General features: G+C 37.4%; 13 protein-coding genes. 4 read left to right on the top strand and 9 right to left on the bottom strand.

Annotated elements, in window-relative coordinates:
- Window positions 1–37: 37 nt before the first annotated feature.
- Genes Q4443_RS07470 through Q4443_RS07440 form a run of 7 tightly spaced genes read right to left on the bottom strand, consistent with a single transcriptional unit; the run spans window position 38 to window position 6,416 of the window.
- Window positions 38–832 (bottom strand): energy-coupling factor transporter transmembrane protein EcfT, encoded by a 795-nt coding sequence (locus Q4443_RS07470; RefSeq protein WP_049479390.1) that lies wholly within the window; start codon window positions 830–832, stop codon window positions 38–40.
- Window positions 825–1,664: an energy-coupling factor transporter ATPase gene (locus Q4443_RS07465; protein WP_049479389.1), complete on the bottom strand. Its 840-nt coding sequence runs from the start codon at window positions 1,662–1,664 to the stop codon at window positions 825–827. The genes Q4443_RS07470 and Q4443_RS07465 overlap by 8 nt, the downstream gene beginning before the upstream one ends.
- A complete protein-coding gene (locus tag Q4443_RS07460; RefSeq protein ID WP_049479388.1) occupies window positions 1,649–2,476 on the bottom strand; it encodes an energy-coupling factor ABC transporter ATP-binding protein in 828 nt (275 codons plus the stop codon). The genes Q4443_RS07465 and Q4443_RS07460 overlap by 16 nt, the downstream gene beginning before the upstream one ends.
- Entirely contained in the window at window positions 2,473–3,018 is a 546-nt protein-coding gene (gene pgsA / locus Q4443_RS07455; RefSeq protein ID WP_000712149.1) for a CDP-diacylglycerol--glycerol-3-phosphate 3-phosphatidyltransferase, read from the bottom strand. The genes Q4443_RS07460 and pgsA overlap by 4 nt, the downstream gene beginning before the upstream one ends.
- A gap of 10 nt (window positions 3,019–3,028) precedes the next feature.
- A complete protein-coding gene (rodZ, locus tag Q4443_RS07450) occupies window positions 3,029–3,850 on the bottom strand; it encodes a cytoskeleton protein RodZ (protein WP_049479387.1) in 822 nt (273 codons plus the stop codon).
- Window positions 3,851–3,885: 35 nt separating this feature from the next.
- Window positions 3,886–5,169, bottom strand: coding sequence for a pitrilysin family protein (locus tag Q4443_RS07445; protein WP_049518867.1), 1,284 nt, complete (start codon window positions 5,167–5,169; stop codon window positions 3,886–3,888).
- Window positions 5,166–6,416 carry a pitrilysin family protein gene (locus Q4443_RS07440; protein ID WP_049518868.1) on the bottom strand — a complete coding sequence of 417 codons (1,251 nt, stop codon included), beginning with the start codon at window positions 6,414–6,416 and terminating at the stop codon, window positions 5,166–5,168. Before Q4443_RS07440 ends, Q4443_RS07445 begins: the two co-directional genes overlap by 4 nt.
- 160 nt (window positions 6,417–6,576) lie before the next feature.
- On the opposite strand from Q4443_RS07440, the gene yaaA reads away from it, so the two are divergent.
- The gene (yaaA, locus tag Q4443_RS07435) at window positions 6,577–6,945 is read left to right on the top strand and encodes a S4 domain-containing protein YaaA (RefSeq protein ID WP_000455876.1); all 369 of its coding nucleotides are present in this window, start codon (window positions 6,577–6,579) and stop codon (window positions 6,943–6,945) included.
- 2 nt (window positions 6,946–6,947) lie between these two features.
- Window positions 6,948–8,039, top strand: a complete 1,092-nt coding sequence (gene recF, locus Q4443_RS07430) for a DNA replication/repair protein RecF (RefSeq protein ID WP_049518869.1) — start codon at window positions 6,948–6,950, stop codon at window positions 8,037–8,039.
- Window positions 8,040–8,098: 59 nt separating this feature from the next.
- Here the strand turns inward: recF and guaB are convergent, their stop codons facing one another.
- Together guaB and trpS are read right to left on the bottom strand one after the other, a co-directional pair.
- Window positions 8,099–9,577: an IMP dehydrogenase gene (gene guaB, locus Q4443_RS07425; protein ID WP_000073416.1), complete on the bottom strand. Its 1,479-nt coding sequence runs from the start codon at window positions 9,575–9,577 to the stop codon at window positions 8,099–8,101.
- A gap of 162 nt (window positions 9,578–9,739) precedes the next feature.
- A complete protein-coding gene (trpS, locus tag Q4443_RS07420) occupies window positions 9,740–10,765 on the bottom strand; it encodes a tryptophan--tRNA ligase (protein ID WP_049518870.1) in 1,026 nt (341 codons plus the stop codon).
- 195 nt (window positions 10,766–10,960) lie between these two features.
- Between trpS and Q4443_RS07415 the strand changes: the two genes are divergently transcribed.
- Window positions 10,961–12,583 carry an ATP-binding cassette domain-containing protein gene (locus Q4443_RS07415; protein ID WP_000958793.1) on the top strand — a complete coding sequence of 541 codons (1,623 nt, stop codon included), beginning with the start codon at window positions 10,961–10,963 and terminating at the stop codon, window positions 12,581–12,583.
- A gap of 61 nt (window positions 12,584–12,644) precedes the next feature.
- Complete coding sequence (locus tag Q4443_RS07410) at window positions 12,645–15,197, top strand: YfhO family protein (RefSeq protein WP_049518871.1); 2,553 nt, start codon at window positions 12,645–12,647, stop codon at window positions 15,195–15,197.
- Window positions 15,198–15,211: the final 14 nt, after the last annotated feature.

Below are 15,211 nucleotides of genomic sequence, written 5' to 3'. Positions count from 1 at the left end.
CTGCTACTGTGAGCTTCTTATCAATCCTACAAACCTACTAAGATTTTAAGACAAATAAGAAACATCCCAGTACCAAAATCACAAGAATTGCCAGTGTATCCTTTTGACTCCATCTCAACTGTCTATACTGACTTCTACCCTTTCCTCCCTGATAACCACGCGCTTCCATGGCTATTGCCAATGAATCTGCACGCTTTAAGCTCGTCGCAAAAAGAGGAATTAAAATTGGAATCATAGCCTTTACTTTTTGAACGATGCTACCTTCGCCAAAGTCAACTCCACGAGCTTTTTGAGCATTCATAATTCTCGTCGTGTCATCCATCAATGTTGGAACAAAACGCAAACTCATTGATAACATGAGGCCAATTTCATGAACGGGAACTTTCACGCGTTTCAGCGGTGCTAAAAGAGCTTCAACTGCAGCTGCCAGACTCAAAGGCATGGTCGTTAATGTTAGCAAGGTTGAAAAGAAAATAATCAACACAAAACGACAGAAAATGATTCCTGCTTGTTGCAAAGCATAATCCGTTATTCTTATAAAAGAAAACTCAAATAGGACATTTCCACTTGAAATGAAAAAGAGCTGAAAAAGAGTCGTAAAGGCGATCAAGAAGAACATGGATTTTAATCCCTGAACGAAAAATGAGAGAGAAACGCCCGATAATGCGATAAATATACCTGTCGCTACAAACAAAATGAGATTGGTGAGGGGATTATTAGCCCAAAATACAATCAAAATCAACAGGATCATGGCAAGCAATTTACTACGTGGATCCAAGCGATGAATAATGGAATCCCCCGGTATATAACGCCCTAAAATCATACTATCCATTTAGCGACTCCTTAAACTCCTCTATCTTGATTGGCAATTTTTTAAAAGCTACACCTCTATCTGCCAAACGTTTACAAAAGGCAGTTATTTTAGGCACACCTAACTGCACCTTTTCCATAGAGGCTACATCTTGGAAAACTTCGCTCGGTTTGCCACTTTTGACCAAACGCCCCTTTTCCATAACATAGACCTGATCAGCATATGCAGCTACGTCATCCATCAAATGCGTTACCAGAACGATTGTCATTCCAGAAAGGTGGAGTTTTTTAAACAAGGTCATCAGTTCTTTTCTGCCCAGAGGATCTAGTCCAGCTGTAGGCTCATCCAAAACCAAGACAGTTGGCTCCATGGCTAGCATACCTGCTATAGCCACACGTCTCATTTGGCCACCCGAAAGTTCAAAAGGACTGCGCTCAAAGAGTGACTCATCGATGCCTACCAAGGCTAACTTTTCACGCGCAATTTTCTTGGCCTCTTCCTCAGAAACTCCAAAATTTTGCGGTCCAAATGCAACATCTTTCAAAACAGTCTCTTCGAAAATCTGATTTTCAGCAAATTGAAACACTAGACCAACTTGCTTTCGAATCTGACGAATTTCTTTATTGGTTGATGTAGGGGTAATGACGGTATCAAAAACTCGAACAGAACCCTTACTTGGTACCAATAGGCCATTTAAAAGCTGTAAAATCGTTGATTTCCCACTACCTGTGTGCCCTACTAAAGCTGTATAGGAACCATCCTCAATCGTCAAAGAAACATCAGTCAAGGCTGATGAAGATAGGGGAGTCCCCTCTTGATAGGTAAAGCTCACATTTTCTAGAGTAATTCCCATAACTTGTCCTCTAGCTCTCCTTCTGTCAAATAGCCATCCGGCAACTGATAACCAGTCTCTCTCAAAGATTCTCTCAATTGATTAGTAAAAGGCTCATCTAACCCTATCTGGTCAAGGTCATCCCGAGAAAAAAGTTCTCTTGGGCTGCTGGTTGACTCCACTTGGCCTTTTTTCATGACCAAGACACGATCACTCATCGCAACTTCTTCTAAGTCATGTGTAATGGAGACGACTGTCATCTGGTGATCTTTTCGAATCTCTTGAACTGTCTGAATCAGTTCTCTTCGTCCCTCGGGGTCCAACATACTTGTAGCCTCATCCAAAATCAAAATAGCTGGTCTCAGGGCAACAACTCCCGCAATAGCCACACGCTGTTTTTGTCCACCAGATAAACGAGCTGGTTCTCTCTTCTTAAAGTCTAGCATACCTACCAACTCCAAAGATTCAGCCACTCTCTTCTTCATTTCTTCACGAGGAAGTCCCTGGTTTTCTAAACCAAAGGCGACATCATCTTCAACAGTTGCCCCCACAAATTGGTTATCTGGATTTTGAAAAACCATACCAATTTGACGGCGTAAGTCCCAAACGTTCTCAGAGGACAGCAATTGGCCATCTATCCAGATTTCCCCAGACTCTGCTTCAAGCAAGCCATCAATCAAACGGATAGTTGTCGATTTTCCACTCCCATTATGACCTACAATCGAAAGCCATTCTCCCCGTTTCACGTGAAACGAGATATTATTAACGTCATAATGATCCTGGTCTTCCTTGTAACGAAAAGACAGATCTTTTACTTCAATAATCGATTTCATTTCGAACCAAATGTCCCTTTGAATACATGAGCGCTACCCTTGAAATAATCATAACCAGAGTAGATAGTGAAAAACAAAGCGATATAAAGCAACAGCTGACCAATTAAATTCCAATGTAAGAGCAAAAAGATAATGGCAAACATCTGACTAAAGGTCTTGATTTTCCCTGGCATCGCTGCTGCTAGAACTGTCCCTCCCGTCTCAACAAGCAACAAACGCAAGCCTGTCACCGCAAGTTCACGACAGATGATAATAGCAACAACCCAAGCTGGAGCCATACCTAACTCAATCAACATGATAAAAGCTGACATAACCAACAGCTTATCGGCCATCGGATCCGCAAACTTTCCAAAGTTGCTGACTACATTCCATTTACGAGCAAGGTAACCATCAAGATAATCCGTTATACTAGCAACTGCAAATATGATTGCTGCCAGCAGGTGACTGCCTTGTGAATGGCCCAAAGTCAAAATAAGAATAAAGAGAGGTATGAAGAGAATTCTACCAATAGTTAATACATTAGGAATTTGTTCTTTTTTCATTGATTTTTCCTTAATCTGTAGTAAATGTAAGTGTCACAGTTCCAGTCTGAGTTGTCAGCTTCGAGGTGTCAATCGTTTGATTGTCCACAGTCACAGTAACTCCCTTCACTACACCTAAAGTAATGGTAACGGGGTTCTTAGTTGAAACTGTTGTTTTTGCATTCTTATTGTCTGCGGATAGTGTCACACCACCCTCCAGCTCACTTCCTGAAACACTTACCCAACTAGTTTCATCTGATACTGCCAGTTGAACAGTAGCGATTTCCTTACTCGTTTTATACCGAGCTTCAATGCGGTTTCCTTCGCCTGACACTGTAATAGTTGATTCCGTAGTAGAAGACGAGCTAGACGTCTGACTACTAGAAGATGAACTAGATGAGGTTGTGGAACTAGTTGAACTCACAACACTATAATTAGCTGAAGAAGGACTTGGCTGAGTTTGGATGTAGTTCCAAACATAGTAAGTGACAAAAATTAAAATTGACAAAGCGAATAGAACGAAATAAAACAAGGGGAGATAAGACGTTTTTTTCTTATTTGATCGTCTGCGACCAGACAAATCTTCTTCATCGACATCTACCTCTTCATAAGTGATCATACTACCTGAATCATAGGCATCCAAGACAATTCTTTCATCTAACTCTACTGCCCAGGCATATTTTCTTAAAAAAGAACGAGCATAGAAGGTACTAGGAAGTTGATCAAAATCATCTGCCTCCATAGCTTCTAGAAAATGCAACTGAATTTCAGTTTTTTCCTGTAATTCTTCCAGACTCAATCCCTGGTTAATTCTAGCTAAACGTAGAACCTCGCCAATTGTTTTTTTTCTCATACGTACCATTCCTTCTTTCTAGTATTAGTCATCTTTTAAGCTGGAAAGATTGTAAAATCAACTAGATCACCATTATCAATCAAACGATGTCCAGCTTCTAGAACATCCTCCAAAGTAATTTCCTGTAAAATTTTCGGAAAATCAAAAATTGTTTCTCCGCGATCCATCGGATCGTATTGAGTTGCAATAAATTCCAAGGAGTTCATGCTACTGAAAAACTCCCCAAACATCTCACTCTTAACAAGATCTAAATGTTCCTCGGTAATATCCGCATCATTACTAAACTGACGAATCGCTTTACGAAATTGATGTGACAGAGAAACAGGCTCTTTGGTGTCCATTGTCAGTATCACAAAATGAAAGCGAATATTGACTTCAACCTCAAGTGACAATGACGCGTCTAACTTCCCAGACTCATATAACCTTTGAAAACGATCCGAGGTCCAGCCAAACATCATCGTAAATAGCAATTTCAATAAAATGTTGTAACGATAAGACTCCTCTTCCGTTATTTGACCAGTTCCTCTAATAGCAACAGCAAGTTTGGGTGAAGAAACTTCCATCCGAAGACTATCTGTTTGCTTCACAGGCTGCAAAAGGAGTTGCTCTTTTGAAACTGTAAACTGGTTTGAAACTTCCTTTCCCTTTTTCGAAAAGTATTCCTCAACAACTTCCACATCAATATTTCCAACTAAAAACAGTGACATGTTGACAGGTTTGTAAAACTCTGTAAAATTCTCTTTTAAATTTGAAACTTGAATCTCAGAAATTGATTTTTCACTTCCAACTATATCTGTCGCTAAAGGAGTATCAGGATAAAGGTTGGCTAATGTTGCAAAAAACAAACGTGAATCTGGATCATCTTGGTACATTTCTCGTTCTTGCTGGATAATAGCCTGTTCCCTAAAAACAGACTCTTCTGTAAAATGAACATCTCCGACTAACTCATCTAGCAAATCTAAATTCTCTAATAGATGGTCAATTGTTGAAAAAAGATAGCTGGTCTTAGTAAAGCTTGTAAAGGCATTACTGTCCGCACCTAATCGAGTAAAAGCAGCCATTATATCCTCAGAATTTTCTCTTTCAAACAATTTATGTTCAAGAAAATGTGCAATTCCTGCTGGATGATGACGTAAACCTTTTTCCAAGCTTGTATAAGTTGCATCTACAGAACCAAATTGAACTGTTACAATCCCATAAACCTCATTGAAATCTTGTTTAGGAAGTAAAGAAACTGTCAATCCATTTGACAATTGTGCTTTGTAGACTGTTTCCTTTACAGCAGGATAGTATTTTTCTTCAAAAGTAACCTTTGTCATTCTACTCCTTCCATAAAGTAAATCGCTTGTAACTTCAAATTGTTGGCAGCTTTACAGACAGCTTCTTTACCAACATTCTCTAATTTTGCCACCAATCGATCAATGTCAAAGCTTGATTTTCCAAATAGAGCATTCAAATAGACTCTTTCAACTAAGGTCTGTTGATTATCTTGAGCCATCAACAAAGATCGTCGAATCATCTCCTTGGTTTGTTCAAGTTCAAAATCTGTAAAGTTACCCTTTTTCAGATCTAGCAATTGATGATTCATCATTTTTCTAGCCTGATTTCGATTTTCTCTATCAATACCCGCATACATCCTTAACAGGCCACTAAACAAATCCAATTGACTCGAGACTGTATAGGCTATTCCAGCATTTTCACGAACGTTTGTAAAAAGTTTCGAATGTGCAAATTCACCCAACAGACCATTCATGACAAGCATGGGCAAATGCTCATCATCACCATATTTTACAGGAGAATGATAGCCTAATTCTAAAATAGATTGCCCAACATTCCTCTGAACCATTCCTTCTCGTAGAACATTCGAATAAGATTGATGGTACTGGATAGTGACGCCGTTCTCTCTAGCTGTAAAGGGTAATGACTTCAGTGATTCTGTAATTTCTACTTCGTTGAAATCACCTAAGAAAAAGAAATCAATACGATCATTTTTCAGAGCATTTTGAAAGCACGTGTAGCTACTTTCCGGAGACTCATTTGAAATACTATTTCGTAAATCACTGTATCTCAATTGAAGACGCTCATCATGAAAGAACAAGCTATCCAACTCCTTATGAGCAAAATAAAATGAATCATCCATATCAGTAGCTAAACTAGCCAATAACTGTTTTCTTTCAATTTCAAATAGGGCTGGCTCAAAAGCACCATCTTGAACTAAGGGAGCAAATAAAGTCTGTTTCACTAATTCCAAAATTCGAGAAGTCAAGACATTCTTTTTACTTAAAAAATCATCCCTCACGTAGGTAAATGTTAAGTCAAGAATATGTGCCTGTCCCCTACGATAAGCACTTGTGGAAATATCTGTTCCATATAAACTTGCCAAGTATCTGCGAAATGCTTGTGATGTGGGATAAGCTTGATTTGCCGCCTCCAACATACTTGCACTTAACATGCGTCCTGCTATTGTCACAAGAGATAAGGGAGCAGTAAAACGAATAGTGATTTTATTTGTTTTAAACTTTTTGGATTGAACAAAATGTGCTGAAATTCCAGGCACTAATTCCATACCTTACCTCCTTACATATAGAGTTCTATTATACCACGAAAATCAAAATTTTTCTTGTTCTCTTTATAGCTTTAAAGAGTAAAACCGTTTTCATTTCAACTAACTTTCCTCCAGCTATTTCAAGGAAAATATGGTATAATACCAAAGATTGAGGTGAATTATGGAATACAAATTATTTGAAGAATTTATTACGCTCCAAGCCCTCCTAAAAGAGCTTGGAATTATACAAAGCGGTGGTGCTATCAAATCCTTTTTAATAGATCATCAAGTTTACTTTAATGGCGAGTTAGAAAGTAGACGTGGGAAAAAAATCCGTATTGGAGATACGATTGACATTCCTGATTTAAAGATTGACATCACCTTGACACAACCAAGTTTAAAAGAGCAAGAAGAGTATCAAGCAGATAAGATTGAGAAAGAGCGAATTGCTAAACTTGTCAAAGAGATGAATAAAGGTATCAAGAAAGAAAAACAAAAAACTTCTTCATCGCCTAAAACCAAACAAGTTCCACGTTTTCCAGGAAGATAACCATGTGGCTCCAACATTTAACAATTAAAACCTTTCGAAACTACAAAGAGGCAAAAATTGATTTCAATCCAAAATTAAATGTCTTTCTAGGTCAAAATGCACAAGGAAAAACCAATATTCTAGAGGCAATCTATTTCTTGGCCTTGACACGAAGTCATCGGACTCGTACAGATAAAAATCTCATTCATTTTGATAACGAGCAACTCCATCTTTCTGGCTTGCTACAGAAGAAAACAAGCTCTATCCCTCTAGAAATTGATTTAACACCAAAAGGGCGTGTGACTAAGGTCAATCACTTAAAACAAGCGCGCCTATCAGACTACATTGGATATATGAATGTTGTCCTCTTCGCACCTGAAGATCTCCAGCTAATTAAGGGAGCACCTTCTGTCCGTCGAAAGTTTATAGACATTGAACTGGGACAAATTAAACCAATCTACTTGTCAGACTTGTCAAACTACAACCATATACTCAAGCAGAGAAATACCTACCTAAAATCCAGCCAGAAGATTGATGAAACATTTCTGTCAGTCTTAGATGATCAGTTAATAGAGTATGGTTGTCGCGTTATAAAGCATCGGATAAAATTCATTAAAGACTTAGAGAAATTTGGTCAAAAAAAACACTTAGAAATTTCAAATAAATTAGAAGAGTTGTCAATATCTTATCAATCATCTGTCAACTTCACTGATGAAGAACAGCTAACAAGTTCTTTTAAAATTGCTTTGGAGAAAAGCAGATCCAGAGACTTATTTAAAAAGAATACTGGAGTTGGCCCTCATCGAGATGACATTGCTTTTTATATCAATGGAATAGATGCTAGTTTTGGAAGCCAAGGTCAACATCGTAGTCTTGTACTTTCTATCAAACTAGCAGAGATTGAGCTAATGGAAAGTATTACCAACGAGTCTCCGATACTACTGCTTGATGATGTTATGAGCGAACTTGACAATACACGGCAACTAAAATTACTAGAAACCATTTCTCAATCTATCCAAACCTTTATTACAACAACAAGTTTAGACCACTTACAAAACTTGCCAGAAAATCTTAGCATTTTCAACATCCAAAACGGTAAAATATCTGTAAATTGAAATTGACACCTTTGTAAACAAAAAGAACTCCTGAAATTCAGGAGTTCTTTTTTTGTTTCTTACATAGAGTAGTTTGGTGCCTCATTAGTGATTTGTACATCATGAGGATGGCTTTCTTTGAGACCAGCACCTGACATTTCGATAAATTGAGCGTTGTCGTGTAATTCTTTAAGGTTAGCTGCACCACAGTAACCCATACCAGAGCGAATACCACCAATCATTTGGAAGACAATATCAGCTGCTGCACCTTTATAGGCAACACGTCCTTCAATTCCTTCTGGAACAAGTTTGTTTGCTTCATTGACAGAACCTTGGAAGTAACGGTCACTTGAACCTTTCTTCATTGCAGCGATTGATCCCATACCACGGTAAGTCTTAAACTTACGTCCTTGGAAGATTTCCGTTTCACCTGGCGCTTCGTCTGTTCCAGCAAACATTGATCCAAGCATAACTGCATTACCACCTGCAGCAAGGGCTTTTACAATATCTCCAGAATACTTGATTCCACCATCAGCAATGATTGTTTTACCATATTCACGCGCAACTGCTGCTGCATCATAGATTGCTGTCACTTGTGGGACACCAACCCCTGCAATCACACGAGTAGTACAGATAGAACCTGGTCCGATACCGACTTTGACAACATCTACACCTGCATCATAAAGAGCACGCGCACCTTCTGCAGTGGCAATATTTCCAGCAATCAAAGTACGATCTGGGAAATGAGCACGAATTTCAGCAATTTTACGTAGAACACCAGCAGAGTGACCATGAGCAGTATCAATAACAATTGCATCAGCTCCTGCTTCAAAAAGGGCTTCGGCACGTTCAAATGTATCTGAAGTGACACCTACCGCTCCAGCAACTAGAAGACGACCAAACTCATCTTTTGCAGCATTTGGAAACTCAATAACTTTTTCAATGTCCTTAATAGTAATCAAGCCAGAAAGACGACCTTCTTCATCCACTAAAGGAAGTTTTTCAATACGGTGTTCTTGAAGAATGCTTTCAGCTGTTGCAAGGTCTGTACCAACAGGAGCAGTAACAAGATTTTCACTGGTCATATGGTTTGAGATTGGCTGATTGTAATCTGAAATAAAACGAAGATCTCGATTTGTTAGAATACCAACCAATTTACGATTTTCAAGTGTCTCCACAACTGGAACACCACTGATACGGTAACGTCCCATCAGTTCATCTGCTTCAGCAATCGTGTGTTCTGGAGTCAAGAAGAATGGATCAATAATAACACCATTTTCAGAACGTTTTACCTTGCGAACTTCATCTGCCTGTTGCGCAATAGACATATTTTTATGGATTACTCCAAGACCACCTGCACGAGCAATGGCAATAGCCATTTGACTTTCTGTGACTGTATCCATGGCGGCTGTTATAATTGGGATATTTAAAGTCAGATTATCTGCCAATTTTGTTGTTAAATCTGCATCATTAGGCAATACATGACTTTCTGCTGGAATGAGCAATACATCATCAAAGGTAAAACCTTTTTTTAAAAATTTAGTATCCCAATTAGACATTCAAGTTTCCTCTTTTCTTTCTTTTTGAGCTTGACTCTTTTTGTATTGTATCTATCATACCATTCTATGAAAATTTGTCAATTATATTTATGGTAGAAATCATAAAAAAACTATCCCTGTGATCCTATGGAAGAGATAGTTTTACGATTCATATTTTATCTATTATTTAAAATAATTTAGTCCCATTGCTCCCTTAACTTCAGATAGAGTTTGCCCCGCAACCTCACGCGCTTTCTCACTACCTTTTTGAAGCATATTGTACACTTCTCCCATATCCTTAGCAAATTCGATACGGCGCTCACGAATAGGACCAAGTTCGCGTTCTAATATTTCAAGTAGATAACGTTTCGTCTTCACATCACCAAGACCACCACGTTGATAATGTTCTTTCATATTCGCAATTTCTTGAGCATCTTCTGGACGACCAAACACATCTAGATAATGGAAAACCATGTTTCCTTCAATCTTACCTGGATCCTCCACTCGAATATGATCCGGATCAGTATACATGCTCATGACTTTTTTACGCAACGTATCCGCATCATCTGCTAGATAAATACCATTATTAAGGGATTTAGACATTTTAGCATTTCCATCTAAACCAGGCAAACGCCCTGCTCTCTCATTTTCTGGATAAACACCTTCCGGCTCCACCAAGACCTCACAATTATAAGCATGATTAAAGGAACGAACAATCTCGCGAGTTTGCTCAATCATTGGTTTCTGATCTGTCCCAACAGGAACATAATTAGCCTTGAAGGCAGTAATATCTGCTGCTTGCGCAATCGGATAAACCAAAAATCCTGTCGGAATACTTTCTCCAAACCCTTTTTGAGCAATCTCTGTTTTTACTGTCGGATTCCGTTCCAAACGAGCTAGTGACACCAAATTCATATAGTACATAGACAGTTCAGCTAACTCTGGAATCTGACTTTGAATAAAGATGGTTGATTTACTTGGATCTAATCCAACTGCTAGGTAATCTAAGGCAACATTCCCAATCGATTCTACAATCGTTTGAGGATCTTTGGCGTGATCTGTCAATGCTTGTTGGTCCGCCAAAAAAACAAACATCTCATACTTGTCTTCTTCCTGCAGTAATACTCTATTTTTAAGACTCCCAACATAATGTCCAATATGCAGTTTTCCTGTCGGGCGATCTCCTGTTAAAATAATGGGTTTCGTCATTTTTTTCTCCTTCGAAATGGTCTCTTCAATTATAGCATTTTTTTGTTAAAATAACAGAAAATTATTTAAATCAAACAACTAACTCATTGTAAATAAACCTGTAAACTTAATTGACATAAAATTGACAAACAAAAATTTGAATATTTCTCTCTTTTCTAGTAGAATAAATGTATTACATATTATAGGAGAAAAACATTGCTTACAGTATCTGATGTTTCACTACGTTTTAGTGATCGCAAACTTTTTGATGATGTCAATATCAAATTTACAGAAGGAAATACATACGGATTGATTGGTGCTAATGGTGCTGGGAAGTCTACATTCTTAAAAATCTTAGCTGGTGATATCGAGCCAACAACTGGTCACATCTCTCTTGGTCCAGATGAACGTCTCTCTGTTCTCCGTCAAAATCATTTTGACTATGAAGATGAGCGAGTTATTGATGTTGTCATTATGGGAAATGAAAAACTTTACAACATCATGAAAGAAAAAGATGCCATTTACATGAAGGAAGATTTTTCCGATGAAGATGGTGTTCGTGCAGCTGAACTTGAAGGTGAATTTGCTGAACTTGGAGGTTGGGAAGCAGAAAGTGAAGCATCCCAATTACTTCAAAATCTAAACATTCCAGAAGAATTGCACTATCAAAACATGAGCGAATTGGCCAATGGTGAAAAAGTTAAGGTTCTCCTTGCTAAAGCACTTTTTGGTAAACCAGATGTTCTTCTCTTGGACGAGCCGACCAACGGGTTGGACATCCAATCTATTACTTGGCTAGAAGACTTCTTGATTGACTTTGATAACACCGTTATCGTAGTATCCCACGACCGTCACTTCTTAAACAAAGTATGTACACACATGGCCGACCTTGACTTTGGAAAAATCAAACTCTATGTCGGAAACTATGACTTCTGGAAGGAATCTTCTGAACTCGCTGCTAAATTGCTAGCAGACCGTAATGCCAAGGCAGAAGAAAAAATTAAGCAATTGCAAGAATTCGTTGCTCGCTTCTCTGCCAACGCTTCTAAGTCAAGACAAGCAACGTCTCGTAAAAAAATGCTTGACAAGATTGAATTAGAAGAGATTGTTCCTTCTAGTCGTAAATACCCATTTATCAACTTTAAAGCAGAACGTGAGATTGGTAATGATCTCTTGACAGTAGAAAATCTAACTGTAAAGATTGATGGCGAAACTATCCTAGACAATATTAGTTTCATCTTGCGTCCAGGTGATAAGACAGCTCTTATTGGACAAAATGACATCCAAACGACTGCATTAATTCGTGCAATTATGGGTGACATCGACTATGAAGGAACTGTCAAGTGGGGAGTTACTACTAGCCGTTCTTACTTGCCAAAAGACAACTCGGCTGATTTTGCAGGAGGAGAGTCAATCCTTGACTGGTTGCGTCAATTTGCAAGTAAAGAAGAAGATGACAATACCTTCCTACGTGGTTTCCTCGGTCGTATGCTCTTTTCTGGAGATGAGGTTAACAAACCTGTAAACGTCTTGTCAGGGGGAGAAAAAGTACGTGTCATGCTTTCAAAACTCATGCTCTTGAAATCAAATGTCCTTGTACTTGATGATCCAACAAATCACTTGGACTTGGAATCTATCTCAAGCTTGAACGATGGATTGAAAAACTTTAAAGAATCAATCATCTTTGCCAGTCATGACCACGAGTTTATCCAAACTTTGGCAAACCATATCATTGTTTTGTCTAAGAATGGCGTCATTGATCGTATTGATGAAACCTACGATGAATTCCTAGAAAATGCAGAAGTACAAGCAAAAGTTAAAGAACTTTGGAAAGATTAAATTAGACTTCAAAACTCAGTTGGGGTAACCAACTGAGTTTTCTATCATTCTACGAGGTAACATGAAATCATTTTTTAAAACATATTGGACCTATTTTGTTTCTTTCATCATTCCTTTAGTAATTATGACTGGAGTATACCTAACTCAAGGTATCTACTGGAATAGCGATGCATCTCCACTATTAGGAGACGGTTTCCATCAATACGTTATTTTTGATGTGGCTTTACGAAATATTTTACATGGAAATGGCAGTTTGTTTTACACCTTTACAAGTGGCCTCGGACTGAATTTCTATGCTCTATCTAGTTATTACTTGGGTAGTTTTCTTTCACCCCTAGTTTACTTTTTTAATCTGTCGAATATGCCAGATGCTGTCTATCTAACCACTCTCTTAAAATTTGGATTGATTGGTCTGTCAACCTTCTTTAGTCTAAATAGATTATTTAAAGATATCCCAAAATTTTTAAAACTTGCCTTATCTACTTCCTATGCTCTAATGAGCTTCACTGTCAGTCAGTTAGAGATTAAAACCTGGCTAGATGTTTTTATCTTGATTCCTTTAATTATAACTGGTTTACACCTACTTATAACACAAAAGAAGCGCCTACTATACTTTACAAGTTTGTCAATCTTATTTATTCAAAATTATTATTTTGGGTATATGACAGCATTGTTTCTTATTTTCTGGTATCTCTGCCAAATTTCTTGGGACTTTAAAACTCGAAAATCATCTTTTCTTGATTTTGTTGTTACCTCCTTTTTAGCTGGAATGGCTAGTTTGATTATGACTCTTCCTACACTGTTTGATTTACAAACTCATGGAGAGAAGTTGACTGCCATCACAAAATTAAAGACAGATAGTAGCTGGTATTTGGATATTTTTGCAAAACAATTCATTGGATCTTTTGATACAACTAAATATGGATCTATACCAATGATTTTTGTTGGATTGCTTCCTTTTATTTTAACCATTCTATTTTTCACAATAAAATCCATAAGGTTTCACGTGAAACTTACCTATGCAATTTTCTTTACTTTTTTAATAACAAGCTTTTACATAGAAGCACTTGATTTATTTTGGCAAGGGATGCATACCCCAAATATGTTTTTGCATCGCTATGCTTGGATTTTTTCCACTCTGTTAATTTATACTGCAGCAGAAGTCTTAAATCGTCTGAAAGAACTGAAGCTATGGAATCTATTTGTCTCACTTTTTCTTGTACTAACAGGATTTTTGGCCACTGTCTATTTTAAATCACACTATTCTTTTTTAACTGATTTGAATATCCTACTCACTCTTGAATTTCTACTAGTTTATGCTCTTTTACTTCTTGCAGTCATTAGAAAATTTATCTCTGTAAATCTATTTGCAATCCTTTTGTCTTTATTTATAACAGCTGAGATAAGCTTAAATGCATCATCTCAAATGGAAGGAATAGCTAAAGAATGGGCCTTTGCTTCTCGTAGTGCCTATAATAGAGATATCACCGCTATGGAATCCATTCTAAACCAAATTGACAATCCATTTACACGTACTGAAAAACTACAAATTCAGACTGGAAATGACAGTATGAAATTTAACTACAATGGAATCTCTCAATTTTCGTCTGTACGAAATCGTTCAGCTAGCACTAGTTTGGATAAACTGGGATTCAAATCCTCTGGAACCAACCTCAATCTCCGTTATGCAAATAATAGTCTTTTAGCAGATAGTTTATTTGGAATCCAGTACAATATTTCTGAAACTTCACTTGATAAGTATGGCTTTCAAGAGATTTATCAAAAGGATCATTTAACCTTATATAAAAATCAACTCTCTTTACCCATTGCCTTTGCCACTCAATCTATTTACACCGATGTAAACTTTAACAATCACACTCTAGATAATCAGGCTTTATTTATAAACCAGCTTGCTAATCTCAACTTAGATTACTTCTCCCAAATAGCATATGATAAAACAGATACTTCAGATGGTTTAACGAGCATCACAGGTTCTGCGAATGAAGATGCAAAGATTGATTATCAAATTGAGGTTCCTCAAAATAGTCAAGTCTATCTCTCTTTTTCAAATCTTCATTTTACGAATGATAAACAAAAGAAAGTTGACATCATTGTCAACGGTGAAAAAAAGACTTTTACAACTGACAATGCATTTAATTTCTTTAATTTAGGTTATACTGAAGAACAAAAAACTTTCAATATCAGTATTAGTTTTCCTGGAAATTCTCAAGTATCATTTGAATCACCGACCTTCTATCGTTTAGATACTCAGGCTCTTACTGAAGCAATCCAAAAAATTAAAGAACAACCTGTAGAAGTATCCACCTCTAAAAATAAAGTCTTTGCTACATATGAAGTAAAACAAGATACCTCTATTTTCTTCACTATTCCTTATGACAAAGGTTGGTCTGCATACCAAGATGGGAAAAAACTTGAAATCAAGCAGGCTCAGACTGGTTTTATGAAAGTTGATGTTCCAAAAGGAAAAGGCACCATTACACTTTCCTTTATCCCCAATGGTTTTGTTATTGGAGCAGCCTGCTCACTAACTGCCCTTCTTCTTTTTGGGATCTATAATCACAGACGAAATTTATCTAAGACAGAAAAAGATTGACCAATTCCTTGGTC

The organism is Streptococcus sp. GP0011 (assembly GCF_030546305.1).
Classification (GTDB): domain Bacteria; phylum Bacillota; class Bacilli; order Lactobacillales; family Streptococcaceae; genus Streptococcus.
The sequence above is the reverse complement of the archived record's forward strand: the minus strand, read 5'-3'. Positions and strand labels throughout refer to the sequence as shown.